34 protein-coding genes are annotated in these 23,247 nt (G+C 72.4%); 32 read left to right on the top strand and 2 right to left on the bottom strand.

Going from position 1 to position 23,247, the window contains the following annotated elements; genetic code table 11:
* Nucleotides 1-97: 97 nt before the first annotated feature.
* Both ACTHAM_RS06120 and ACTHAM_RS06115 read right to left on the bottom strand, forming a co-directional pair.
* A complete protein-coding gene (locus ACTHAM_RS06120) occupies nt 98-508 on the bottom strand; it encodes an SHOCT domain-containing protein (RefSeq protein WP_440685405.1) in 411 nt (136 codons plus the stop codon).
* Between the two features lie 227 nt (nt 509-735).
* Nucleotides 736-1,260 carry a hypothetical protein gene (locus ACTHAM_RS06115; protein ID WP_440685403.1) on the bottom strand — a complete coding sequence of 175 codons (525 nt, stop codon included), beginning with the start codon at nt 1,258-1,260 and terminating at the stop codon, nt 736-738.
* A 281-nt stretch (nt 1,261-1,541) separates the two neighbouring features.
* Here ACTHAM_RS06115 and ACTHAM_RS06110 point away from each other — a divergent pair, with 281 nt between their 5' ends.
* The 32 genes from ACTHAM_RS06110 to ACTHAM_RS05955 all read left to right on the top strand — a co-directional run bounded on the left by ACTHAM_RS06110 (nt 1,542) and on the right by ACTHAM_RS05955 (nt 23,244).
* On the top strand, nt 1,542-1,820 hold the full coding sequence (locus ACTHAM_RS06110; protein WP_440685401.1) for a helix-turn-helix domain-containing protein: 279 nt from the start codon (nt 1,542-1,544) through the stop codon (nt 1,818-1,820).
* Nucleotides 1,817-2,029, top strand: a complete 213-nt coding sequence (locus tag ACTHAM_RS06105) for a helix-turn-helix domain-containing protein (RefSeq protein WP_440685399.1) — start codon at nt 1,817-1,819, stop codon at nt 2,027-2,029. Before ACTHAM_RS06110 ends, ACTHAM_RS06105 begins: the two co-directional genes overlap by 4 nt.
* Before the next feature lie 44 nt (nt 2,030-2,073).
* Nucleotides 2,074-2,307: a hypothetical protein gene (locus ACTHAM_RS06100; RefSeq protein ID WP_440685397.1), complete on the top strand. Its 234-nt coding sequence runs from the start codon at nt 2,074-2,076 to the stop codon at nt 2,305-2,307.
* Nucleotides 2,304-3,248 carry a hypothetical protein gene (locus ACTHAM_RS06095; RefSeq protein WP_440685396.1) on the top strand — a complete coding sequence of 315 codons (945 nt, stop codon included), beginning with the start codon at nt 2,304-2,306 and terminating at the stop codon, nt 3,246-3,248. Before ACTHAM_RS06100 ends, ACTHAM_RS06095 begins: the two co-directional genes overlap by 4 nt.
* Nucleotides 3,245-3,436 (top strand): hypothetical protein, encoded by a 192-nt coding sequence (locus tag ACTHAM_RS06090; RefSeq protein ID WP_440685394.1) that lies wholly within the window; start codon nt 3,245-3,247, stop codon nt 3,434-3,436. The genes ACTHAM_RS06095 and ACTHAM_RS06090 overlap by 4 nt, the downstream gene beginning before the upstream one ends.
* The gene (locus tag ACTHAM_RS06085; protein WP_440685392.1) at nt 3,433-3,792 is read left to right on the top strand and encodes a hypothetical protein; all 360 of its coding nucleotides are present in this window, start codon (nt 3,433-3,435) and stop codon (nt 3,790-3,792) included. The genes ACTHAM_RS06090 and ACTHAM_RS06085 overlap by 4 nt, the downstream gene beginning before the upstream one ends.
* Complete coding sequence (locus ACTHAM_RS06080) at nt 3,789-4,103, top strand: hypothetical protein (protein ID WP_440685390.1); 315 nt, start codon at nt 3,789-3,791, stop codon at nt 4,101-4,103. The genes ACTHAM_RS06085 and ACTHAM_RS06080 overlap by 4 nt, the downstream gene beginning before the upstream one ends.
* Nucleotides 4,097-4,444, top strand: a complete 348-nt coding sequence (locus ACTHAM_RS06075) for a hypothetical protein (protein ID WP_440685388.1) — start codon at nt 4,097-4,099, stop codon at nt 4,442-4,444. The genes ACTHAM_RS06080 and ACTHAM_RS06075 overlap by 7 nt, the downstream gene beginning before the upstream one ends.
* Nucleotides 4,444-4,758 (top strand): hypothetical protein, encoded by a 315-nt coding sequence (locus ACTHAM_RS06070; protein ID WP_440685386.1) that lies wholly within the window; start codon nt 4,444-4,446, stop codon nt 4,756-4,758. The genes ACTHAM_RS06075 and ACTHAM_RS06070 overlap by 1 nt, the downstream gene beginning before the upstream one ends.
* Complete coding sequence (locus tag ACTHAM_RS06065; protein WP_440685384.1) at nt 4,755-6,209, top strand: ParB/RepB/Spo0J family partition protein; 1,455 nt, start codon at nt 4,755-4,757, stop codon at nt 6,207-6,209. Before ACTHAM_RS06070 ends, ACTHAM_RS06065 begins: the two co-directional genes overlap by 4 nt.
* A 3-nt stretch (nt 6,210-6,212) precedes the next feature.
* Nucleotides 6,213-6,563, top strand: a complete 351-nt coding sequence (locus ACTHAM_RS06060) for a WhiB family transcriptional regulator (RefSeq protein ID WP_440685382.1) — start codon at nt 6,213-6,215, stop codon at nt 6,561-6,563.
* Nucleotides 6,564-6,566: 3 nt separating this feature from the next.
* Nucleotides 6,567-7,481 (top strand): ParB/RepB/Spo0J family partition protein, encoded by a 915-nt coding sequence (locus ACTHAM_RS06055; RefSeq protein ID WP_440685380.1) that lies wholly within the window; start codon nt 6,567-6,569, stop codon nt 7,479-7,481.
* The gene (locus ACTHAM_RS06050) at nt 7,478-8,125 is read left to right on the top strand and encodes a hypothetical protein (RefSeq protein WP_440685378.1); all 648 of its coding nucleotides are present in this window, start codon (nt 7,478-7,480) and stop codon (nt 8,123-8,125) included. Before ACTHAM_RS06055 ends, ACTHAM_RS06050 begins: the two co-directional genes overlap by 4 nt.
* Complete coding sequence (locus ACTHAM_RS06045; protein WP_440685376.1) at nt 8,122-8,952, top strand: hypothetical protein; 831 nt, start codon at nt 8,122-8,124, stop codon at nt 8,950-8,952. The genes ACTHAM_RS06050 and ACTHAM_RS06045 overlap by 4 nt, the downstream gene beginning before the upstream one ends.
* Nucleotides 8,953-9,026: 74 nt before the next feature.
* On the top strand, nt 9,027-9,788 hold the full coding sequence (locus tag ACTHAM_RS06040; RefSeq protein WP_440685374.1) for a hypothetical protein: 762 nt from the start codon (nt 9,027-9,029) through the stop codon (nt 9,786-9,788).
* Complete coding sequence (locus tag ACTHAM_RS06035; protein WP_440685373.1) at nt 9,785-10,105, top strand: hypothetical protein; 321 nt, start codon at nt 9,785-9,787, stop codon at nt 10,103-10,105. Before ACTHAM_RS06040 ends, ACTHAM_RS06035 begins: the two co-directional genes overlap by 4 nt.
* Nucleotides 10,105-10,497, top strand: a complete 393-nt coding sequence (locus ACTHAM_RS06030; protein WP_440685371.1) for a VRR-NUC domain-containing protein — start codon at nt 10,105-10,107, stop codon at nt 10,495-10,497. The genes ACTHAM_RS06035 and ACTHAM_RS06030 overlap by 1 nt, the downstream gene beginning before the upstream one ends.
* Entirely contained in the window at nt 10,494-11,207 is a 714-nt protein-coding gene (locus ACTHAM_RS06025) for a hypothetical protein (RefSeq protein ID WP_440685369.1), read from the top strand. Before ACTHAM_RS06030 ends, ACTHAM_RS06025 begins: the two co-directional genes overlap by 4 nt.
* Nucleotides 11,204-11,758: a hypothetical protein gene (locus ACTHAM_RS06020; RefSeq protein ID WP_440685367.1), complete on the top strand. Its 555-nt coding sequence runs from the start codon at nt 11,204-11,206 to the stop codon at nt 11,756-11,758. The genes ACTHAM_RS06025 and ACTHAM_RS06020 overlap by 4 nt, the downstream gene beginning before the upstream one ends.
* Entirely contained in the window at nt 11,755-12,444 is a 690-nt protein-coding gene (locus tag ACTHAM_RS06015) for a hypothetical protein (protein WP_440685365.1), read from the top strand. The genes ACTHAM_RS06020 and ACTHAM_RS06015 overlap by 4 nt, the downstream gene beginning before the upstream one ends.
* On the top strand, nt 12,441-13,049 hold the full coding sequence (locus ACTHAM_RS06010; RefSeq protein WP_440685363.1) for a hypothetical protein: 609 nt from the start codon (nt 12,441-12,443) through the stop codon (nt 13,047-13,049). Before ACTHAM_RS06015 ends, ACTHAM_RS06010 begins: the two co-directional genes overlap by 4 nt.
* A 103-nt stretch (nt 13,050-13,152) precedes the next feature.
* Nucleotides 13,153-14,199: a hypothetical protein gene (locus tag ACTHAM_RS06005; protein WP_440685361.1), complete on the top strand. Its 1,047-nt coding sequence runs from the start codon at nt 13,153-13,155 to the stop codon at nt 14,197-14,199.
* On the top strand, nt 14,196-14,996 hold the full coding sequence (locus tag ACTHAM_RS06000; protein ID WP_440685359.1) for a hypothetical protein: 801 nt from the start codon (nt 14,196-14,198) through the stop codon (nt 14,994-14,996). The genes ACTHAM_RS06005 and ACTHAM_RS06000 overlap by 4 nt, the downstream gene beginning before the upstream one ends.
* Before the next feature lie 1,283 nt (nt 14,997-16,279).
* Nucleotides 16,280-16,810, top strand: a complete 531-nt coding sequence (locus ACTHAM_RS05995; RefSeq protein ID WP_440685357.1) for a P27 family phage terminase small subunit — start codon at nt 16,280-16,282, stop codon at nt 16,808-16,810.
* A gap of 16 nt (nt 16,811-16,826) precedes the next feature.
* Nucleotides 16,827-18,371, top strand: a complete 1,545-nt coding sequence (locus ACTHAM_RS05990) for a terminase large subunit domain-containing protein (protein ID WP_440685355.1) — start codon at nt 16,827-16,829, stop codon at nt 18,369-18,371.
* Between the two features lie 11 nt (nt 18,372-18,382).
* Nucleotides 18,383-18,556, top strand: coding sequence for a hypothetical protein (locus ACTHAM_RS05985; protein WP_440685353.1), 174 nt, complete (start codon nt 18,383-18,385; stop codon nt 18,554-18,556).
* Nucleotides 18,553-19,800, top strand: coding sequence for a phage portal protein (locus ACTHAM_RS05980; RefSeq protein ID WP_440685351.1), 1,248 nt, complete (start codon nt 18,553-18,555; stop codon nt 19,798-19,800). Before ACTHAM_RS05985 ends, ACTHAM_RS05980 begins: the two co-directional genes overlap by 4 nt.
* The gene (locus tag ACTHAM_RS05975; protein WP_440685349.1) at nt 19,778-20,584 is read left to right on the top strand and encodes an HK97 family phage prohead protease; all 807 of its coding nucleotides are present in this window, start codon (nt 19,778-19,780) and stop codon (nt 20,582-20,584) included. The genes ACTHAM_RS05980 and ACTHAM_RS05975 overlap by 23 nt, the downstream gene beginning before the upstream one ends.
* 49 nt (nt 20,585-20,633) lie before the next feature.
* Nucleotides 20,634-21,875 carry a phage major capsid protein gene (locus tag ACTHAM_RS05970; RefSeq protein WP_440685348.1) on the top strand — a complete coding sequence of 414 codons (1,242 nt, stop codon included), beginning with the start codon at nt 20,634-20,636 and terminating at the stop codon, nt 21,873-21,875.
* A 76-nt stretch (nt 21,876-21,951) separates the two neighbouring features.
* Nucleotides 21,952-22,119, top strand: coding sequence for a hypothetical protein (locus ACTHAM_RS05965; protein ID WP_440685346.1), 168 nt, complete (start codon nt 21,952-21,954; stop codon nt 22,117-22,119).
* 130 nt (nt 22,120-22,249) lie between these two features.
* Nucleotides 22,250-22,801 carry a hypothetical protein gene (locus ACTHAM_RS05960; protein ID WP_440685344.1) on the top strand — a complete coding sequence of 184 codons (552 nt, stop codon included), beginning with the start codon at nt 22,250-22,252 and terminating at the stop codon, nt 22,799-22,801.
* Complete coding sequence (locus tag ACTHAM_RS05955) at nt 22,801-23,244, top strand: hypothetical protein (protein ID WP_440685342.1); 444 nt, start codon at nt 22,801-22,803, stop codon at nt 23,242-23,244. The genes ACTHAM_RS05960 and ACTHAM_RS05955 overlap by 1 nt, the downstream gene beginning before the upstream one ends.
* The last annotated feature ends 3 nt before the right edge of the window (nt 23,245-23,247 follow it).

The following is a 23,247-nucleotide window of genomic DNA, read 5'->3' as shown; positions in this document are numbered from 1 at the left end:
GCTTCCCGCTGCCGTGGCGGGGGCCGCGAACGCGCCGGCCGTTCTCGCCCGGGACGGTCCACCGGTCCTCGATGTGAGCCACCTCGGCGCCTGCCGATCAGTCGTCGGACGGTGCGCCGACGACGCGCCGCTTCGCTGCGGCGAACTCCTCGTCGCTGAGCGTGCCTGCCTTGTGCAGCGCGACGAGTCGATCGACCTCAGCGGCCAGACTCCCCGCCGGCACGGCTGCCTCGGCCGCGTGCCGCGCTCGACCAACCAGGCTCGCCGCGAGGACGACGAGGCCGAGAAGGATGAGGGCGATGGCCCACGCGCGGCGCGCACCGAGCGTGTCGTCGCACCCGCCGATCACGAGGAAGTCCGCGACCGAGCTGCCGTACAGGTCGCGCGGCGCGAACGCCGACCCGCACTCCCCGCCGTAGGTGCCGCTCGCCGGGAGCACGCCGACCAGCAATCCGGCGATCGCTATCGCCGGCCCCGCGACGAGGCCCACCGCTCGGACGACCCGCATGTCAGCTTCGTTCCGCTCTGGTCCTGCTTCCCTCATCGCTCTCGCGCCCCCTGTGTGCGTACCGGACTGCTGTCTGGGCTTGATCTCTGTGCCCTGCGGGCCGATCACCCCCAGATGGGGATCGTATCCGCGCAGGTCAGGCCCTATGCCGTGAACGAAGCGACGGTCACCTTGCCCCGCTGTGACACACGAGGCGCGACCACAGCCGCTGCGACGAACGTGCGAACTCAGGTGCCCCTGGGCCGGTGGCTGCCCGTACTCCGTGCACTTCGAGAGCGCAGCTGCGGCGTACCGACCCGCGGGCCGTCCGTGGTCGCGCTGTCGGCTCCTGCTGTTGCGGTGGTCTGAGGCTCGATCGATCGAGCGTCAGAGGCGCCGCTGATGCCTGCCGGGTCGACAGGCGCCTCGGTGGTGGACGCGCGGGCAAGGGCTCGCAGCACGGCGAGCACGGCGGCTTGTGCGTCGTCGTCGAGGAGGTCGACGCCGTCAGGGAGGAGTTCCTCGAACCGGCTTCGTCCGCGCGCGATGTCGAGGCCGAGCGACTCCCCGGCTGCATCGACGACTGCCCGCTGGGAGACGCCGAGAGCACGAGCGATCGCGCGGATGCTGTCGGGGTCGGGGAAGTTCTTGAGCGGCATGGTGCTTGCGAGCTGCTGCCACCGTTGTCTGCCCGGCGCGCCGCCGGCGTCGCGTGCGAGGTCGTCATAGGACCGGTCCCCCTTGGTCGTGCGGATGAGTTCCGCGAGGTTCATGACCGCACCTTCCCGACCAGGTCGGCGCGCGGCAACCCGTTCCGACGCGCACCTGCCTACCAACGCTAGACGCCACACCGTAGCGGGGGTGCCTACCAGTTGGCACGCGCGCGTGCTGGTCGAACGCACTGGCAGCGGGCGAAGTATTGCCGGGCATCTTGCGAGCCTGCCTACCAGTGATGCACGCTGGCGCTATCAGTGCTTGACAGTAGGCGCCTACCGAGGGAGGATCCATGAACAACGCAGTGCGACTCCACCGCCGGTGGCCGAGGGGGACTTGGATGAAGCTCACGTCGCGGGACATCCTCCGCGCTCTGGTCGGACCCGAGGAGGACAAGAAGATGTCCGCCCGGACGCTCGCCCGCTACACCGGCAAGCACCCGAGCTTCATCGACCACCTCCTCGCCGGCCGCCGGAACTCCTGCGAGCCGAAGACCGCCGAGCGCATCGCGGAGGCCCTCGACGTGCCGATCGGGCTTCTCTTCGTGCCCCATCTGCCCAGCACCACTAGCCGAGACGTCCAGCACCAGGCGTCGCCGGGCGAGCGGATGAGCGCGTGAGCACCGCAACCGACGCCATCACCCCGGACCTGACGGTCCCCGAGGTCGCGGCCGTCCTCCGGGAGTCCGCGTGGACCGTGCGCCAGTTGATCCGCCGCGGCGACCTGGCCGCGTACCGCGTCGGGCGCGGCAGCCGCGGCGCGTTGCGCGTCGAGCACACCGCACTCCGCGCCTTCAAGGACGCCCGCAGCACGACGCCCCGCAACTGACCACACCCGCTCCTCCGTCTTCGACGACACGGAAGGACCACCCGATGAGCACCACCACCCGCGACCGCGCGGCCCGCCACCGCCCCTCGCTCCTCGCCGACGTCCGCGCGCTCGCGGCCAGCCGCACCCGCGGCCGTCACGTGGCGCCGCCAGCGTTCGAGGTCACCGTTGCTCGTGACCTGGCTGGCGTCGACTACTCCCTCGCCAGGCTCCTCGTCGCCGGGCCGCTGCTCGACAACGCCGTCATCGAGGGTGCACGCCGCGGGGGTGCGGCGTGATCGCCGTCGCCGACTTCGACACCGCGGTCGCCCTCGACGACGTCGCAGCGTTCGCCGCGTCCGCGGCCGGCCGCCGCCACCCGGTGCACGTCCTGGCCGACGTGGTCGCGCGCGCCGCTGACATCGCCGACGAGGGCCGCTACGAGCTCGCCGCGTTCGCCGCGTGGGCCGGCCACGGCCTGGCCCGTGCCGCACTCCTGGAGCGTGAGGCGCTGCAGGATTCCCGCAAGTCGGCCCGCGACGACATCGCCGCTGGAACCCTGAACCCCGTCGGCGCCACCAGCGCGGCCGCCCTTCCCGCGCCCGTGGTGCCGACGGCCAGCCTGGTCGGGGACGACGCCCCCCCTTCGTCGTCCCCGGCCCAGGTCTTCCGTGCCGCGTTCGCGGACTTCGCCGACGTCATCGACTCGGTGTCGTCGGCCATCCCGTACAGCGCCATCGCCGACGACGGCTTCCTGGCCGACGCGTGGGACGACTACTACGCCCAGCCGGACCTCCACGTGGTGCTGCGCGGACCCCGCGCGCGCCTCGAGGCGTTCTTCGCCGCCCTCGAGGCATCGAGCACCGGGCTGTGGATCACCTTCGAGTCCGAGGCCACCGACGACGCCGAGCGCCGCACGGACCGCGTCGAGGAGATCTGGGCTGAGACGACGGTCGGCGTCAAGGTCGCCCGCGCGGTCCTGTGGACCATCGCGTTCGCGATCTTCGTCGTCCTCGGCATCGCGCTGACCGCCCCTGATGCCAGGGGCGCGACGCCCGAGCCGGCCCCGTCCACGGTCACCGAGGTCCTCGACGTCGCGCCGGTGCCTGGTCCGCAGCTGGCCGAGACAGGCGCGGCCGACATCGCCGTCGCGATCGTCGTGGTCGTCGCGCTCGCCGGTGTCGGCGCGGCCCTCAAGCTCACGTCCCGCCCGTTGCGCGACAGGGAGCCACGTCGGTGAGCCCCCGCGTGCAGTCCGTCTTCCGCCGGGCCCTGGCCGGTGCCGTGGTCCTCGTGCTGGGCCTGTGCGTCCTGGTCGTGCTGCGCCCCGACCTGGCCCTCACCGGCCTCGTCCTGCCTCTCGTGCTCGCGCTCGCCGTCTTCGCGATCATCTGCGCGCACCTCGTGGGACGCGGGTGGTTGCGATGAGCGCCCGGCACGTGGTCGCCCGCCCGCTCGAGCACCAGCTGGTGCTGGGCCTCCTCGACGAGGACGACGTCGCGCACCGTCAGGTCGTGGCCGCTGCGGCCCGGGCCGCGGCCCGCCGCCGCGTGCAGTGGCACCTGGGGGGCCCCGGTGAGGGCCCGGTGGTCCTCGACCTGACCCGCGGCGCCCGGTGCTGGCCGCTGGGCTGGTGCATGGCCCGCTCCGGGCTCGTCGAGCAGGTCGGGCAGCAGCAGCTGCGGGCGTTCGTGTGCACGCGCATCGCCGCTCACACCGGTCGGCACGCCGCCGGCGACGGGCTGCGTGTGCACGCCGTGTGGGGCCGGGGGTTCGGCCGATGAGCACCCCGACCCTGAGCCCCACTCCTGCAGCTGCCCGCGTCGGCGAGGACCTGACCGCCACGGATGCCCTGCTCTCGATGGCCGCGGCCGTGACCCCGGCCGAGCTGCACGCCGCACACCTGGCCCTGATCGCCACGGGCCACCAGGTCCTGACGGAGCCGGACACCGCGGACCTGCACGTTGGTGCCGGCACGGCAGGGCAGACGCTGCTCGGCGGGCCGCGCCCCGGGCCGTGGCCGGTGCACATGTCCTGCGCCAAGCGGGCTTACCGGCTGGTGTCCCGCGGCGTCACGGCGGTGGACCCATGGTGAGCACCGCCACGGACTACCGCGAGGTCGACCTGCTGGACCTGGCCGCCGCGGTCGACGAGTCGACGCAGGCGGCGTTCCTGCGGGTCGTCGAGTCGATCCCCGCACGTCGGGTCTTCACCGTGAACGACATCCGGGAACGGCTGGTCGCTGCAGGTGTGCCGGAGAAGGACCGCGGCGGCCTGTTCCACCTGGCCAAGACCCTCGGCCTCATCGAGCCGGTGACCGTCTCGGCGTGGGGCCGCGACTACGCCGTGCGCGAGCCGTCCACGGGTGCATCCGCGCGCCGCGCGACGGTCCGCGTGTACCGGCGCCTGGGCCGCGACACGGACGGTGGCGAGTGATGGCGTACCGGACGACGTGCGACTTCTGCGGTGCACCGATCGAGCTGGTGCTCGTCGTGCCCGACCAGCCCCGCAAGGGCACGACCCGCAAGCACGTGCCGCTGGACCTCGACTTCGACACCGCGTCGTCCGCGACCCCGCCCTCGCACGCGCTGTCGGCCGGCCGCACGACGTGCCGCCCGATCACCGCCGACCGCCCGCTCGAGCACCACGAGCACCCGGCCCTGACCCACTTCGCGACCTGCCCGGCCCGCCAGCGCCCGCCGGCAGCACCGCGACCCGCCCACGCCCTGACCGCACAGGAGTCCCGATGACCAAGCGCGCCACCGTCCCAGCCCCCGCGACGTCCACGTCGACGTCGACCGCACTCGACGAGCTCACCGGCGCCGGGCCGGGTACCCCGAGCGTGTCCGAGCAGGTCCTTGTCGACCCGCGAACACTGACCCTCGACGCGAACGCACGCACCGAGCTGAAGATCACCGCGGAGTTCAAGGCCCTGGTCGCCGAGCACGGCGTGCGGGTGCCGCTGCTGTGCCGGCGCGACCCCCTGGGCAGCTTGCTAGTCATCGACGGCCAGCGCCGCCTGGTGACCGCCCTCGAGCTCGACCTGCCCCTCGTGCCGATCGCGATGCTCGACGGCGTCGGCGACGACGAAGCGCGCCTGTGGGACCAGCTCGTCACGAACCACGGCCGCGAGGCCCTCACCGCCTCCGAGACCGCGGCCGCGTTCCACCAGCTCGCGCTCATGGGCCGCTCGCCCGAGACGATCGCCAAGCGGTACGGGCAGCGCCGCGAGACCGTCGAGCGCGCCCTGACCGTGGCCGCGTCGAAGTCCGCGGCCAAGGCCGCCGCGCAGGTCCCTGACGCGACGTTCGACCAGCTGGCCGGCTTCGCCGAGTTCGAGGGCGACAAGGCCGCCACGAAGACCCTGCACGACACCCTGGCCAAGGAGCCGGCGCGGTGGGACCACCGCCTGCAGGCGCTGCGGGACGAGCGCGACTGTGCCGCGACCGTGGCGGCCGCGATCACCGACCTGCCTGAGGGCACGACCGTCCTGCCCGAGTACCCGCCCAGCGGCCGCCTCGAGCAGCTGCGCGACAAGGTCGGCGGCAAGCTGCTCACCGAGAAGAACCACGCCGCCTGCCCCGGCCACGCCGTGCACGTGCAGGCGTTCCGCACCTACAACCCGAACGGGTGGCGAGCGCACCTGCTGTGGGTGTGCACCCAGGCCCGCGAGCAGGGCCACGTCGACCGGTGGGCCGACCCGAACAAGCCCGTCCCGAGCTCGCAGGACGCCAAGGACGAGCGGCGTCGCACCCTGGCCAACAACAAGGCCGCCGTGTCCGCCGAGACGGTGCGCCGCACCTTCATCCACGACCTGCTGCAGCGCAAGACCCTGCCCGCCGACGCCCCCGTGTACATCGCCCGGGTCCTGCTGGCCGCCACCGCCCACGACTACCGCGAGACCGCCCTCGCCCGCACCTTCGTGTACGGCGAGAAGGAGATCAGCACGGCCGACGCGATCGCCGACCTCAAGACCCCGCACCTGGCCACCCGGGCACTGCTCGCCGTCGCCGCCGCCCGCGCCGAGCTGCACACCCCCAAGGACTTCTGGGGCACACCCCGCGACCTGCACCGCACCCACCTGGCCGCGCTCGCGGCCTGGGGGTACGGGCTGTCCGAACTCGAGCAGTCCGTCATCGGCGGCGCGAAGGGCGGCACCACCCCGACCGGGAGTGACAACGCCCCCGCCGGCGAGGGCTGAGCCGTGGCGAGGCCGCGCGTGCAGCCCGCACGCGCCTCGTTCCCCGGGCTCGACGGCACGCAGGCGTGCCTCGGGCGGGACCCCGAGCTGTTCCACCCGGCCCAGTCCGACCGCCGGCAGGCGGAGGAGGCGAAGGCCGTGTGCCGGGAGTGCCCGCTGGTGCGCGAGTGCCTCGCGTGGGCGCTGACGAACCCGGAGGCCGGGGTGTGGGGCGCGACGACGGAGGCCGAGCGCGCGGCCTTGCAGCGTGCCCACGGTCTGCCGCGCCGGGTCGTGTGGTCCGGCGCCCACCTGAACGTCCCCGCCGGTTCCGACGGGGCCCCATCCACCGACTTCGACGACTCGGAGGACTGACCGATGACCGACAACCTGACCGCCGCGCTCGACAACGCGCTCGGCACCCCCGTGCCCCTCCCGGGCCCGCCCCCGAACCCGGCTGGCGCGCCGGCGCTGCGCCCGGGCGTGCAGCTGCAGCGCGTCCGCCTGGCGGACCTACGCCCCGACCCCAACAACCCGCGCACGGACCTGACGGACGTCGTGGACCTGGCCGAGTCGATCGCGCAGGTGGGGCTGCTGCAGCCGATCATCGTGCGCCGCGACGGTGACGGGCTGGTCGTGGTGTGTGGGCACCGCCGCCTGGCGGCGCTGCAGCACCTGGCGTGGACGTCGGTGGACGTGATCGTCCGCCGCGAGATGCCCGCCGATCACGTGCTGGCGGCGATGCTCGCCGAGAACAACCAGCGGGTGTCCCTCGACCCCATCGAGGAGGCCCGGGCGCTCAACCGCCTCAAGGTGATCGAGCGGTTGACGGACGGTCTGCTCGCCAAGCGCATCGGCCGCACCCAGTCCTACGTGTCGGGCCGGCTGGCGCTGCTGTCGCTGTCCGTCCAGGAGCAGGAGGAGGTGCGCGCCGGGCAGCGCCCGCTGACGTTCTCGATCGCCCAGGGCCGTGTCCGCTCGGGCAAGGTCCGCAACCGGGCGAAGGGCGCCGGCTGGCACCTGTCCCTGACGCACCCCCTGGCCTCCCGCGCCCGGGCGCGGTGCGTCAAGCTCGAGCACCCCCGCGGCTCGAAGCTGGGCTCGGTGGCGTGCGGTCGCTGCTGGGAGTCGGTGATCCGATCCCACGAGAAGCAGCTCCTGCACGACCACTCCGCGCAGCGTGGCGAGTGCGCCCTGTGCGGTCAGCCGAACCCGGGTGGCGTGCGCGTCGCCCCGGGCGCGCCCGTGCTCGAGGCCGGGACGACCGAGCCAGCCGCCGGCGGTGTCGCATGAGCGCCCCGCTGGTGTTCGTGGACACCGAGACGACGGGTCTGCACCCGGGTCGCAAGGCGTGGGAGATCGCGCTGATCCGCGTGGACGAGGACGGCAACGGTCGCGGCCGGTCGTGCTTCATCGGTGACGTGGACCTCTCGGGTGCGGACCCGAAGGGTCTGCAGGTGGGCGGGTTCTACGACCGTCACCCCCTGTACAACGGGCTGCACCGCTCCCCCACGGGACGGGAGCGGTCGTGGTACTCCCCCGAGCCGTGGGGCGGGCACGCGGACTACCGGGTGCTGTCCGAGGCGCAGGCCGCCGTGTGGGTCGAGCAGTGGACCCGCGGTGCGCACCTGGTCGGCGCGATGCCGTGGTTCGACGCGGAGGTCCTCGACTCCCTGCTGCGCCGTGCGCGTCGGGTGCCGGCGTGGCACTACCACCTGATCGACGTCGAGGCCCTCGCGCTGGGGAGCCTCGCCGCCTTCCTGGCCCCGCTCGATCGTGGGCCCGAGGCGCTCGCAGACGCGGTGCCGTGGTCCTCCGACGAGCTGTCGCGCGCGATCGGCGTGGAGCCTCCCGCCGGTGAGCACCGGCACACCGCGATGGGTGACGCCCGCTGGGCGCAGCAGATCTACCAGCGTGTGATGGGTGGTGCCGCGTGACGACGTTCACCGTCCCCCGCGGCCAGTTCCGCGCCCTCCTGGCCGCATCCGCACCGCACACCGGCAAGGAGTCCGAGGACACCCCGCTCCTGGGCCGGGTCCGGTTCCACCCCCTCGGCGACCGCCTCCTGGCGTGGACGACCGACTACACGACGTCGGTGGTGTCGTCGATCACGATCGACCAGCACCGCGACGCCGACCTCGAGACGTTCGACCTGCAGGCCGCGGAGGTCGCCCGCGCGCTCGCAGTGTTCAAGCCACCGGCGGGTGACGCCCGGATGATGTGGGACGACGCGATGATGCGGGTCCGGGTGACCACGGAACACGTGGTGTTCACCGAAGAGCCCGCCTGGACCGACGTCGCCGAGGGCCGGTCGCTGCAGGTCCTGCGCATCGTGCCGGAGCAGGGACAGGACCGCTACCCCGACGTGCCCCGCCTGGTCGTGGAGGCGCTCTTCGGACAGGTCTCGCAGGTCCCGCAGCTCCGCGTGTTCGCCGACCACCTGGCCCGGTTCCAGGCGGCCGGGAAGGCATGGAACGCCCCGATCCGCCTCGAGGCGATCGAGAACCCGGTGTGCGCCGTGATCCGCATCGGGGAACGCGTCGTCGGGCTCCTGCCTGCCTACCCGGACGACACCGAGAAGGAACGGACACGGGACCGGCGGAACGTCGACGTGTGGGTCGAGGCCCTCAGCCCGATCCGTCGCCCGGTGCGCGTCGAGGTGCCCGCCGACGTCGTCACGGACCTGCAGGACCAGGCCCGCGAACTGCTCCGCAGCGGCTCGGGCGTGCACCTGAGCGTCGTGAAGGCAGGGGACCCGTCATGACGGGGTGCATCCGCCGCCCCGGGTCGGTGTGGACGCGGTGCTCGTGCGACCCGTGCCGGGCCAGCAACGCCCGCATGTCCAAGCTGAACCGGGCCGGTCGCTACCGGCACGCACCGGCGGCCGACGCTGCCGCCCGTGTCACCGGGTGGCTTGAGCGCGGGTGGGAGGCCGCGGCGATCGCCTCGGCCGCCGGTCTGTCCGTCGCCACGGTGCACGGCGTCATCCGCGCGGTGCGCGCCGGCACCGCGGACCGCATGGCGTGGGCCACCGTCCGCGCGCTCCTGGCCGCCGGGGACCCCACCACTGGTCTCGTCGGTGCCCTCTCCACCCGCCGCCGCCTCGAGGCCCTCGCAACCCTCGGCTGGGACCCCGACGCCATCGCCGCGGCGGCCGACGTCGCCGCCCAGCCACTGTGGCGGGTGCGCCGCGGCCAGCAGCCGAAGGTCCAGGCCCGCACCTGGGCCCGCGTCCGCGCCGCCTACCGCGACCTGGCCACCACCCCCGGCCCGTCACCGGTCGTCGCAGCGCACGCCCTCGCGGCCGGCTGGGAGCCACCCGTCGCGTGGGACGAGGACACCATCGAGGACCCGACCGAGCTCGACCTCGACCTCGACGACACCGTCGACGAGGTCGTCATCGTCCGCGCGCTCGCGGGCGAGCACCTGGCCACGACCCGCGCTGAGCGCTTGCACCTGGTGCCCCTGCTGCACGCGGAGGGGCTGACCGACGCTCAGGTGGGCGATCGCCTCGGCGTGTGCGCTGAGACGGTCATGCGCACCCGGAAAGTCCTCGGCATCGGCGGCAGGTACGAGATGGCCGCGGAGGTGGCCGCGTGAGCCCGCCTCCGACCAGCACGGCAGGCCCGGTCTCGTGCGGCTCCATCGACGGGTTCGCCACGCTGCTCGCGCGGTGCGACATCACGCCGGCGGCGTGGCAGGTGTTCCAGACACCGCTGATCCCGGCCGGCCGGGCCTTCCTGCTGTCGTCCGGGCGTATCGCGGTCCGTGACGCGGCGGCGTTCCGGTACCGGTTGCGCCTGGCCGCCGAGCGGCTGCGTGCCCACCGCGAGTACGACGACCACCTGCTGGCGACGTTCGGCCGTGAGCTCCTGGCCGCGGCGGGCGCGGGCTTCGACCCGGGGCGGTGGGCCTGATGCGCCTCCTGCTCGGCGACGGTTCGGCCACGCCGGACGGCCCCCCGGCCCGGATGCTCACGCCCGAGCAGTACCGCGCGCGTGTCGCCAGCGCGATGACGGAGGCCGTGCTGCAGTCCCGAGTCCTCGAGGACGCCCGACGACTGGGGTGGCGCGGCTACCACACGCACGACTCGCGGCGCTCGCAGCCGGGCTTCCCGGACCTGGTGTTGGTGCACCCCGACCGGGGCGTGCTGTTCCGCGAGCTGAAGACCGAGAAGGGGCGGTTGCGCCCGGAGCAGCGCACCTGGCTGGACGCCCTGACGCAGGCCGGACAGGACGCCGCGGTGTGGCGCCCCTCGGACCTGCTCTCTGACCGGATCCACCACGAGCTCACCAGGAGGCGAGCATGAGCACCACGAGCACGACGAACCCGAAGGGGCGGCCCTTCCGTGTGCCGTTCCGTGTCGAGACTCAGGCCGACTGGGAGGCGCTCGACTCGGGCCTCTACCTCATCGTGTCGGACGGCACGGCGGACGGCCCCGTGCTGGCGTGGGAGTCCGAGGACGGCGAGTGGCTGGGGATCCGCCCGGTGTCCGAGGACGACGGCCCCTGGGACCAGTTGCCGGACTCGGTGCGCGACACCCTCGCGGTCCGCGTCGGTGGCATCGCCCCGGACGGGTACGACGACGAGGAGTCGGTCACCCCGGTCACGGTCCTGTGGCACGACGGCCTCCCCCAGGTCCCCCACCCGGTCCCGACGGCCGTGGAGCTGTTCACGGCGGAGCGCCGCCGGCAGCAAGACGTCGAGGGCTTCACCACCGAGCACGACGCCCAGCACGACCCCCACAACCTCCTGGCCGCCGCCCGCTGCTACATGTCCGTGGCCCTCGGCGGCTCCCTCATCCAGCACCGCTGGCCCTGGGCGCCCGCGTACTGGAAGCCGAAGGGCCCGATCCGCAACCTCGTCCGCGCCGGCGCCCTCGCCCTCGCCGCGAACGACGCCTACCAGGCACGCGGCCTGCTCCCGGCCGGTCACCCGCAGGCGAACCAGCTCCTCGACGACGCGGCCGCCCGCCTCGACCTGATCCTCACCGAGGCCGCAGAGGTGCTCCTCCCATGACCCCCAACACCACCCCAGCCGACACGGCCGTCACGCTCCTCGCCGACATCCGCGACATCACGGCCCACCAGGGCGCAACCTCACCCCGCCTCGCCGACGCGCTCGCGGCCCGTGGGTGGGTGAAGACGACGACGCCGCACCGTGTCGAGGGAGCGGACATCGCGAACGCCGAGGGGGTGCCGTGCGACTGCCGAGCCTGTGTGGACTGCCCGGCCACGGAGCCTGCTACCGGGTACCCCTGCACGGCGGACGTCGCGGGGCACACCGGGCCTCACGGCAACGTGTTCGGCACATGGCATACCCCGGACTCGGCCGACGCGAGGACAAGCGACGACGAGGCGCGTGACAGCGTCGACTACACCTCCCTCGCGGCAGCGCTGCGCGATCTCGCGGCAGGTCGCACCGTCACCGACCCTGCCGGAGTGCTGACGGCGGGCGCCCACGTCGTCTCGCAGGTCAGCACCCTTGTGATCGCACTTGCCAGGTCGATGGGCCAGCCCGAGACCGTCATCGCCTTCGCACACGGCCTTCGGGCAGGCGGCGCGCGATGAGCACCGACCAGCCGCCGCCCCGGCCAGAGCCGGCCACGATCGACACCCTGCTCCGGTACAAGGTCAAGCCCTCCTCAGTGATCACCGACCTGCTGTACGCCCTCCGCAACGAGGCGTTCCTCATCGTCGACGCGCTGCGGCCGGAGATCGCCAAGGCGCAGGCGTTCGTCGATCACCTCGAGCAGGTCTACGACCTGTCGGAGAAGGCCGTGGACATCTTCGACGCGTCGAAGTACTCCGACCGGGACTTCGGTCAGGCGTTCATCCCAGCCGACTCAGGCCTGATCCGACCCGACCGGGAGAACGGCGGCCTCAACCCGTCGGGGACCGGGAACGCCAGTTCGGAGCGCGTCAGCGTCACGTCGCAGGCCGCGGCCGCGCCGGAGGCGTTCACCGGTGCCGACCTGCGCGCGGTCCTGTCGCTGCGCGAGCTGCTCCACGACGGCGGTGTGATCTCCGGATGCCCGTGGTGCCCGGACGTGTGGGAGTCAGAGCCGACGTGCGAGCACGCGCAGGCCATCACCGACCACGATCGCGCCGTCGCGTTCCGAGCGCTCCGTGGCGCAGCCGCTCGTGCGGAGCAGCAGCTCGGCCGCGTCTCCGGGTCCGGCGTGGACGTCGGCCACCGAGCCTCGCAATGGCTGGATAGCGAGGCCGAGAGGGTGGCCGCCGGGGAGGACTGGTGACGACGCCCGACGGCCCACCAACCACCGACCACGCCCACACCCCCACCTCGACCGCGAACCGCAGAAAGAAGGCGTCCGCGCTCGCGGCCGCGGCGGCGTCGTTGGGCTTGCAGCCCTACGAGTTGACGTGCGTGGGTGGGACGGTTGCCGACGCGGACCGTCGGCGGCGGGTGCGCCGTGCGGCGGGTCTCGATCGGGATGCGTCGGTGGAGACGTGGCAGCTCGCGCTCGGCTTCCTCGAGGCGCGCGTTCGGACGATGCCGTCGTCGGTGATGTGCCCGGCGTGCGGCTGGCCCGTGCTGATCGTGACGACGGACGCCGGCGTCCGCCTGTTCCTGGACCCCTTCCCGCGCGAGGACGGCACCGTGTGGCCGCACGCGACGCCTCAGGGAACCCGTGCACGAGTCATTGCGGGCCACGAGACACCGCCGGACGGTGAGCCGCTGTTCCGGCAGCACCAGCGCTCGTGCCCCGCGGACAAGCGGGCGCCGGCACGGCGGCTCGCGGAGGCGCCGAAGTGCTCGGCGTGCGGCCTACCGCTCGACCCGGTCCTCGCCCAACGCGACCGGTCGTTCACCGCTCACCCGAACTGCGAAGGGGGGTGACGACATGCCCGATCCCGAGCGCTGCGAGTCCTGCGGCGGATGCATCAACCCCTACACCGGCGAGTGCCGGTGCTCCGACTGACGACGAGGAGACCCGGGCCCCGTGCCATGGATGCGCAACGGCGACAACGCCGCGACCTACCCGCCGCTCATGAGCGTGCGCGCCGACCGTCGTTCGGACGAGCGCACCGTGAACGAGGTGGCGGGCTGGCTGTGGCGTTGCTCGACGCAGGCGGCCGGCCACCTCACGGACTACACGGTGGACGTCGGCACGGCCGAGATGTTCGGCGGCGCTCGAACGGCCGAGCTCGTGCGTCTGTGCAAGAAGACGGGCCTGCTCACGGAGGAGCGCCGCGGCGGCATCCCGGTCTACGTGATCGTCGACGACCCCGAGTTCATCCACATGCGCCTGCGGCAGGAGGTCATGTGGGAGCGCCAGCAGCGCAACGACACCCGCGACCCGCGCCTGCGGGTGCCGGTGTTGCGCCGCGACGGTGACAACTGCCGCTGGTGCGGGGTGCTCGTCCAGTGGCTCGGCCGCAAGTCGAACCGCACCGGCACCCTCGATCACGAGGTCCCCGGCGAGGCCGGCACGCCCGACACGATGTTCGTCGCGTGCCTGGGCTGCAACTCCGCCCGCATGGACAACGTCGAGGTGTGGGACGCCGACCACGACCTACGCCTGCCGCCGGCCACCCCGAACTACAGCGCGAAGACCGCGAAGTACCTCACGACAAACGGCTACCCGACCAAGCAGAACGTCCGCAACGAGGACGACAGCGACCGGCAGCACCCGGCCCCGGCGGCAGCCGCGGACACCGCACCCGATGGTGTGCGATCCGCAGCGCCCCGGATCGCCGGCGCAGCGCCGGGCGCGCGGACCCCAGCGAATGCGACCGGGAAGTCGAAGTCGAAGGTCGACGGAACGGCTTCTGCCGGGTCGGGTCGGGTCGGGTCGGTCTCTGGTAGTTCGCCCGCTCCCCCGCCTTCCGAGGAGACCCAGCCGCCTGCGCGAGCCCGACCACGTAGCAGGCGTGGACGACGCGGTGGCCGCCGCTCACCACCACCTGGGCTGTGCCCCGCCCACCACCTCCCGGAGCCCTGCCTCCGATGCCAGCACGAGTACGACACCGAGGGAGACACCCGATGAGCTCGACCCGCCTCGGCCACCAGATCACCGAGGACACGGACTACCTGCTCGGCGCCTGGCCGCTGCTCGTCGAGCTGGGCGTGCCGAGCACGTCTGGCCGTGCGCGCATCCTTCCCCCGCGGCATCACCTGTCCGAGCGGGCCAGGGAGCGTGCGGCGCTCGAGGCGCGGGAGGACCGGGCAGAGGCACGCAAGCCGGGGTACGCCGCGCCGGGCAAGCACGCAGTACCGGTGAACGTGCCACTGCTGGACCTGCTCGCCGTGTTCGTCGCGACGGCCTCCGACGTGGCCGAGACGGTCACGCAGTGCGCAGGCGTCGAGCGACCACCGTCCCCGTCGTCGGCGTGGACTGATCCACGGCCGTACCTGGTCAGGGCCCGCACATGGCTCGAGCCGGCGTGCGACGCCGACGATCGGGTCCGGCCCTGGGTCGCCGAGCAGCTGCACGGCCTGGCTGACTCGATCGCCGCGCACTTGGGTGAGGTGCACGACGGTCAGGTGCTCGAGGCGCTGTGCCCGTGGTGCTTGGGCCGCTCGGAGCGCCGGCCGACCGGCGGCGACCTGACCCTCGTCGTCCACGACCGCATGTCGCGAGCGGAGCAGGAAGCCGGCGCCGCGGACCCCGAGCGCGGTACGACGTTGATCGTGTGTCGCGGGATGAACTGCACGCCCCCGGACTCCGACGTCGGAGCGTGGGAGGGCCCGCAGGACGGTCCCCGGCGCCCGGCGTGGCCCGTGCGCGAGTGGGACTGGCTCGCGCAGCGGCTGCTGCCGGTCGACGAGTCGGCGATCGCGTGAGCGGGCCGACGCTCGCTGTCGGCCATGGCGCCACCGCGTGGCACTGCTCGTGCCACGAACACCCGTACCCGATCCCGCGCCTCGCGGCAGACTGCGAGGCGCGCACCGAGCGAGGAGAACCCAGATGCCCGTGACGAACGACGAGACGACCGGCCGCACCTCTGTCTGCACACAGTGCGGGCAGCCCATCGAGGAGGGTCTGCTGCTCAAGGGCCTGATGGTCCGGGTGAGCGACGACCCGACGGTGCCGAAGGAGCCGAGCCCTGGCATGCCGACGTGGCGTCGCCTCGATCGAGGGACGAGCTCGGCCAGGTGCGCAGCGGCGAGCGGCCCCCACGTGCCCGGGCCGCTCGCGAGCGGGACGGCGTTCCAGGCATGACACGCCGACGTGTCCTCACGTTGCGGTCCGAGGTTGTCCACATGTAGCGTGCACCTCGGTGGGTGTCGCACACCCTCGATCAGGCCCGGACCTCACGGTTCGGGCCTTCGTGCTTCCCGGAGCCGCACGCTCCGGGGGCAGGCCGTCCCGGTGCGGATCCCGGGTGCAGGGTCGGTGAGGCACCGCGCGAGCGGGCGTCGTCGAACCGTCGAGCGGCCCGACGGCGCCGACCCCCTCCGTCTCCTCACCCGGTGCAGCGCACCCGGCACACACGCCGGCCAGAACGAGCCGACGAGACCTGCTCGGGTGAGGCCAACGTAGGAGGACCGCATGCCGTGCATCGACTGCGGGAGCCCTGGTCCACGCATCTGCACGAGCTGCAGCAGGACGCGCAGCCGCGCTCGGGGCACCACCACGGAGCGCGGCTACGGGGCCGAGCACCAGGCCGAGCGCGAGGCTTGGCGCCCGGTCGTCGAGGCAGGGAATGCAATCTGCGTGCGCTGCGGAATGCCCATTGCTCCGCGTGAAGAATGGGACCTCGGACATTCCGACGCCCGCACCGAATGGTCAGGCCCGGAGCACGCGCGAGAGTGCAACCGCGCTGCTGGCGGTCGCTCGGCACACCTCTGACCTGAGGAAATGCCGACTCCTCGACTCCCACCCGGGGGGCGGGTCGGAAGTCGGGGGGTGCACGATCCCCTGACCCGCGCACAGGCGAACGCGCACACGCTCAGAACCCCGACGAGATCACCATTCCGAGGTCACCAGAGGGGGATCGACCGGACGCACTCCTGGCGGACGAGAGGGGAGACCCGCAGTGGGCCGTCCACCGAAGCCGTTGGAGCAGCGCGAGCGCAACGGGCGCGCGCCGGGTCGGGACTCGGGCGGTCGACCTCTCCCCGAGGTGGTCGTCGAGCTGCCCAAGGCTGACGCGGTGCCTGAGCCGCCGGCCGGGCTGTCGTCGGTCGCCCGATCCGGTGAGTGCCCGTTCGCTGACCGGGAGTCCGAGGAGCCCTGCGAGCTCTGCATGCGGGACCTCGCGGTGGCCACCTGGACGCTGCTCTGGACGAACGGGCGATCGTGGCTCTCGCTGCAGCGCGACGGGCGGATCCTCGAGCGCCTGTGCCGGGCCTACGACGAGGAAGCGCACCTGCAGCGCGCGCTGCACGAGGACGGGCCGTGGGTGTCTGGTCAGCGGGGCGGGCTGGTCGCCCACCCGGCCGTGACCATGCTCCGCGTGCTGCAGGACCGCATCACGAAGTGGGAGGGCCTCTGTGGGTTCAACCCTTCGGACGGCGGACGCCTCGGCGTCAAGGTCGGCAAGACCGGCGAGAAGTCGACGCTCGAGCAGCTCATCGAGCGACGCACGCGCGGCCGGCAGGCCGCTGGCGGCCAGCGTGCTTCCCGCGCGTCGAGGGCTTCCGCGCGCGACTGACATCGGCGGCGGCGTCATGCTGCCCCGCTGGTCCCCGCCACGCTTCCCCGATGTCCTCCCCCGCGGTCCTGCGCTGTGGGAACCGGCCCTCACGAAGTGGACCGACGCGAACACGGACGGCCTGTTCGCCTGCGACGTCATCGAGTCGTACCTGCGGCTGACAAAGGGCATGCAGCGCGGCGAGCTCGTGCGCATGCGGATGTGGCAGGGCGACCTCGTCTGCGACGTGCTCAGGACCGACACCTCCGGGCGTCGCGTCTACTGGACGTACCTGATCCTGCTCCCCCGCAAGAACTCGAAGTCGCTGCTCGGAGCGGGCCTCGCGCTCGACGGGATGCTCGACGAGCCCGGCGCCGAGGTCTACAGCTGCGCGGCGGACAAGGACCAGGCGAAGCTGATCTTCAAGGAGGTCAGGCAGTCGATCGAGATGTCGCCCGAGCTCGACGCCGCGCAGGGTGGGATCTTCAAGGTCTACCGCGACGCGATCGAGTACCCAGCGATGGGCTCGGTCTACAAGGCGCTGTCGGCCGAGGCGTTCACGAAGGAAGGCCTCAACCCCTCGCGGGTGCTGTTCGACGAGCTGCATGCCCAGCCCAACTGGGAACTGTGGAACGTCATGAACCAGGGCTCGGACACCCGTGACCAGCCCCTGGTCGTGGCGATCTCGACGTTCGGCGTCATGACCGACTCCACCGGGCAGACCTCGGTGTGCAAGGCGCAGCACGAGTACTTCGAGAAGGTCCTCTCCGGCGAGACCGACGACCCGCGGTTCGGTGGTCGGGTCTACGCCACGAAGCTCGGCGAGAACGACAACTACCTCGACGAGTCGAAGTGGTACGAGGGGAACCCCGCCCTCGGCGACTTCCTGCAGCTCGAGAAGATGGCCGCGGTCTCGCGGAAGATGCCGGCCCCGGACTTCAAGACGAAGCGCCTCAACCTGTGGGTCACGTCGTCGAACCCGTGGCTGCCGGACGGCACCTGGGACTCCTGCGCGGACAAGGAACGCACCATCGAGCACGGCGCGCCCGTCGTCCTCGCGTTCGACGGGTCGCGGTCGAACGACTGCACGGCGCTCCTCGCAGTCAGCATCGAAGCGCGACCCCGGTTGCAGGTCGTCGGCCTGTGGGAGAAGCCGGACGACGGACAGGTCTGGCGTGTACCGCGCGCTGAGGTGAAGGACGCGATCCGCAACGCGTGCCGCCGGTTCGCGGTCCGAGAGATCGCCTGGGACGAGTTCCTGTGGCAGGACGCCGCTGAGGACCTGCTCGAGGAGCGGATCCCCGTCGAGTACTTCCCGCAGACACCAGAGCGCATGCGCCCCGCGACACAGCGGTTCTACGAGCGGGTGATCGACCGGGACCTCACCCACACCGAGGATCCACGCCTCACCCGTCACGTCGGCAACACGGTGCTCAAGACCACGTACCGCGGCTCGCAGATCGCGAAGGACAAGCCCGACAGCCCCCGCAAGATCGACCTCGCCGTGTGCGCCGTGATGGGCGTCGCCCGCGCCGAGTGGTGGTACGCGGAGGGCTCCAAGCAACGGACCAACTTCTGGTGAGGAGGCCCACCATGGCCGAAGCGCTGTTCGTCAGCGGCCTGGCGCTGGTGGCGCTCGCGGTCGCCTTCCTCGCCGGGGCGTGGTGGGGCGTGCTGGTGGCTGGCGTCGTGCTGGCGGGGCTCGGCGTGCTCACCCGCATGGGCGCCGACAGCACGGCGCCCGCACCCTCGGGTGAGGGCCGGTGAAGGCCCTCGACGCGCTCGCGGGCCTCATGGCCCGTTCGGCGGAGGACCCCTCGCAGCCGATCGGCGGCGAGCGGCTCCTGTCGCAGATCGAGTCGCCGCACGAGCTCTGGGGCAACCACGGCGGGGGTGGGAACCCGATGCAGGTCGGGGCCGCGTACCGCTGCATCCAGATCCTCGCGTCGACGACCGCCGGCATCCCGCTGAAGGTCCGCAACCGCGAGACCCGCAACGACGTGCACATCCCAGCTCTCGCGATGGAGCGCGTCGGGACGACGCCGTTCGAGATGTGGGAGACCGTCGTCTCGCACATCGCGACCCGGGGCAACGCCTACGTGCGCAAGGTCCATGCGCGCGACGGGCGGCTCGTCGAGCTCATGCCGATCGCCCCGACCCGCGTCGAGGTCGAGATCCTCGACGGCGACGACGCGGCGGCCGTGGGCATGCCGTTCGTCAAGAGGTTCAAGATCGACGGCGGGGCCCTGTCCCTCACCGAGCGGGACATCATGCACATCCCGTGGCTGTCGCTCGACGGCGTGAAGGGCGTCTCCCCCGTCACCCTCCTGCGCAAGACGTTCGAGCGCGCCCACCGCGCCGAGGACCTCGCGTCGCGGCTGTACGACCACGGGCTCTTCCTCTCCGGCTTCCTGGCAACCGAGGACTCGCTCACCGACGAGCAGGCCATGATCCTGCGGCGTCGCTGGAACGCCCGGTTCTCCGGCCTCGACCACGCAGGCGATGTTGGTGTGCTCGACAACGGCGCCAAGTTCCAGCAGGTGTCGATGAGCCCCGCCGACGCCCAGTTCCTCGAGACGCGCAAGTTCAACACCACGGACATCGCGCGGATTTACGGCCTTCCCGGCTGGATGATCAACGACCAAGAGAAGAGCACCAGCTGGGGCACCGGCATGGAGCAGCAGTTCATCGCCTTCGTGGTGCTCTCGCTGCAGCCGTACTTCCAGCGCATCGAGCAGCGCGTCACGCGCGAGATCTGCGACCCGCGGACCGAGTCGGCCAAGTTCAAGGCCGAGGGCCTCCTCCGCGGCGACTCGAAGGCGCGCGCCGCGTTCTACCAGGCCGGCATCACGGGCGGCTGGATGGTGCCCAACGAGCCCCGCGACTTCGAGGACATGCCCCCGGTCCCGTGGGGCGACAAGCCGTACCGCCCGTTCAACGCGTCCGCCGGTGCCCAGGCGAGCGACGACACCACCACCGGAGGCAACGATGACGACGACGCTGACGCGTAACGTCGTGCAGGCCGCTGGTGCCTGCACAGTGCTCGAGCACCGCACTCGCGCGCTCGCGGACACCGACGCTCGCCTCGTGCGCGCCGTCGACGACGGCGAGCAGGACGCTCGCCGCTTCGTCGGTCACGCGGCAGTGTTCAACTCGCGCACGGCGATCGGCGACCCCCTGCGGTGGGGCTGGTACGAGGAGATCGAGCCCGGCGCGTTCGATAAGACCCTCTCGGAGGGCGACGCCCGCTTCCTCGTGGACCACGACTCGCGGCTCCTGGTGGCGCGCAAGTCGGCAGGCGATCTGCGGCTCTCCACCGATGGCACTGGCCTCGCGGTCGACGCCGACCTCGACACCGAGCTGTCCTACGTTCGCGACCTCGTCCGCAACCTCGACAAGCGTCGGATCACCGGCATGTCGTTCGGCTTCTACGTCGTGCGCGACCGCTGGGAGGAGCTCGAGGTCGATGTCGAGATCGACGGCCAGACCGAGCAACGCACGGTCTGGCTCCGCACGATCGTCGAGGTCCGCCTCCTCGAGGTCTCGGCCGTGACGTTCCCGGCCTACGAGGACACCGACGCCAACGTGCGCGCGCAGGCCATCGAGGTCCGCGCCGCTCGCGGCATCCCCACCGACACCCCCTCCAGCGCGGAGGGGACGCGTCCCGCGCCGGCCATCGACGCCACCCGGGACGACACCAGCGACCCCGCGCCGGCTCAGACCACCCGGGGCGTCGCCAGGCAGGACGAGCGCGCTCACGCGCTCGCGATCCGCTACGGCCTTCCCCGGTCGTAGCAGCCACGCCCCCACCGCTCGGGCGACCGAGCCGTCACGAGGAGTCAGCATGACCAGCGCACGTCACCGTCAGGCGCTCGAGGACCGGGCCACCGCCTGGGCCCAGGTGCAGGACATCCAGAACCGCCGCTCCCGCGAGGGCTACCAGGACTCGGAGGAGGACGGCGCGACGTACACCCGCGCGCTGGACGACGTCGAGCGCCTGTCGCGGATCGTCGAGGAGGAGGAGCGCTCCGCCCGCCTCGACATCGTCATGAACACGCCCGCCGAGGACCTGCGTGGCACGACCCCGCAGGCGACCGCCGGTGACCCCGACGGGGGCGCGGCGTACCGCGAGGCGTTCACCGGCTACCTGCGCCGCGGCATGGCGGGCGCGACGCCGGAGGAGGTCCGGATGCTGCAGAGCGGATTCGTGGCCGAGGAGCGCGCACAGGGCACCTCCACCGGTGCGGCGGGCGGCTACACCGTGCCGCCCGAGTTCCTCAACCGGATGGTCGAGGCTCAGCGGGCCTTCGGTGGCATCGCCCAGCACGCGGAGGTCATCACCACCGACTCCGGTGCCGCGCTGCCGTGGCCCACCAACGACGACACGTCGAACGTCGGCGCGATCCTCGACCAGAACACCCAGATGGGTGAGCAGGACCTCACGTTCGGGCAGGGGTCGATCGGGGCGTACACCTACACCTCGAAGATCGTCCGCGTCGCGATCCAGCTCCTGCAGGACGCCGGCTTCAACGTGGAGACGTGGCTCCCGACGAAGCTCGGTGCCCGCATCGGCCGGGCCGCCGCCGCGCACTACGCCTCGGGCACGGGGACCGCCCAGCCCCAGGGACTCGCCGTCGGCCTGACCCGCTCGGTCACCTCCGCCGCGAGCGGTGCGATCGGTTTCGACGACCTCGTCGAGCTCGAGCACTCGATCGACCCGGCGTACCGCTCCGAGCGCGCCCGGTTCATCTGCCACGACGACGTCGTGAAGTCGCTGCGCAAGGTGAAGGACTCCACCGGCCGCCCGGTGTGGCAGCCGTCCTACGTCGCCGGTGCGCCGTCGACGATCAACGGCCGGCCCTACATCGTCGACAACGGGCTCGCGGCGCTCGCGGCGGGCTCGAAGTCGATCGTCTACGGGGACATCGAGCTCGCGTACCTGATCCGGATGGTGCGCGGCGCGCAGACGATGCGCCTGACGGAGCGCTACGCCGACTACCTGCAGGTCGGCTTCCTGGGCTTCCAGCGTCTCGACGCGAAGGTCCAGGACACCAGCGCGGCCGCGGTCCTCACGACCAAGGTCTGATCGCCCCTCGGGGGCGGCCTCAACGCCGCCCCCGAGGCACCACCCCAGCGACCCACCGACTCCACACGAGGAGCGCATGACCATGAGCACCAAGGACAAGGACACCGCTGCGCCGGCGCCGACCACCACGGTCGACGTCGTCGCGCTGCCGTCGCTGCGTGCCGACGGCACCCCGGACCAGACGCCCGGCTTCGTGCAGCTGGTCCCGGACTCCGAGGACCCGCGCACGCCCTCGGCGGAGTGATCGTGAGCGACCGTCCGGACGTCCGCGGAACCTCCGTCGCGCCGGCACCGGGTCCGCGGTCGGAGCGGCCCGAGCATGACGTCCGGACGGTCGCTGCCACCGTGCTGCGCCCGCCGGCGGAGCGCCGCTGATGTCTGAGCCGACCCCAGGTGCGCCGTTCGTGACCGTGCAGGCGGTGGCCGACCACATGCGGATGACCCTGTCGGCGGACGAGGGTGAGCTGGCGAAGCTGACCGAGCACACGGCGTCGGCGCTCGAGTGGGCCGTGTCGGAGGTCGGTCCGCTCGGCGAGGTGTCGCAGACGATCGACGTGCAGCAGTCGGGCCGGTACCTCGTCCTGCCGATGACGCACCTGGCCGAGGTGACGTCCGTGATCGACCCGAGCGGCGCGGAGGTCGCTGTCACGGCGGCCCAGGTCGACAGGCTCGCGGGCATCATCACGGTGCCGCACCTTCGGGCGGGCGACTGGCGGGTCGCGGTCCGCACAGACCAGCAGCGCGCCTCCGTCTCGCTCGCGGTGAAGATCGTCGCCGCGCACCTGTGGGAGACCCAGCGCGGCAAGGGTGACCCGCAGCGCCGCCAGATGATGGCCGGCCAGGACGACCAGCTTGCACCCACGCGCGTGGGCTTCGCCGTGCCCCGGCGAGCCGCCCAGCTCATCGCCCCGTTCCGGATCCCGTGATGCTCACACGCATCCCCGACGTACTCGACGCCCTCGTTGAGGTCTTCGCGACGTCCACCGGCCTGCAGGTGCTCGACGGGCCGTCCCTCGGCGCAATCATGGAGGCGGCGATCTGCGTCGGGCTGAGCCCCGACCAGAGCCGCCCCGGCTACGACACGAACGTCACCCGGCAGGACGGCCTCGGCCGCGCCCGGTACGTCGAGGAGTGGACGGTCTCCTCGCTGCTGTCCGTCACATCCGGCGACAGCGCTGTCCCGGTACTGCGCCGGCAGGCCGCGGACGCCCTCGCTCAGATCGACGCGGCGCTACGGGCCGCACCTGTCCGCGATGGCGTCTGGCAGCGCGTCGCGTTCGGGTCACGCATGGAGTGGCTACCGCTGCTGCACACTGACGGCGCGACGGTCTCCGTGTTCTTCGACGTGGTCGGGGCGAGCAGCCTGTGACCT

It is taken from the genome of Cellulomonas soli (assembly GCF_052036975.1).
Taxonomy (GTDB): Bacteria; Actinomycetota; Actinomycetes; order Actinomycetales; family Cellulomonadaceae; genus Cellulomonas; species Cellulomonas soli_A.
This window is presented reverse-complemented; position numbering and strand designations above follow the sequence as displayed.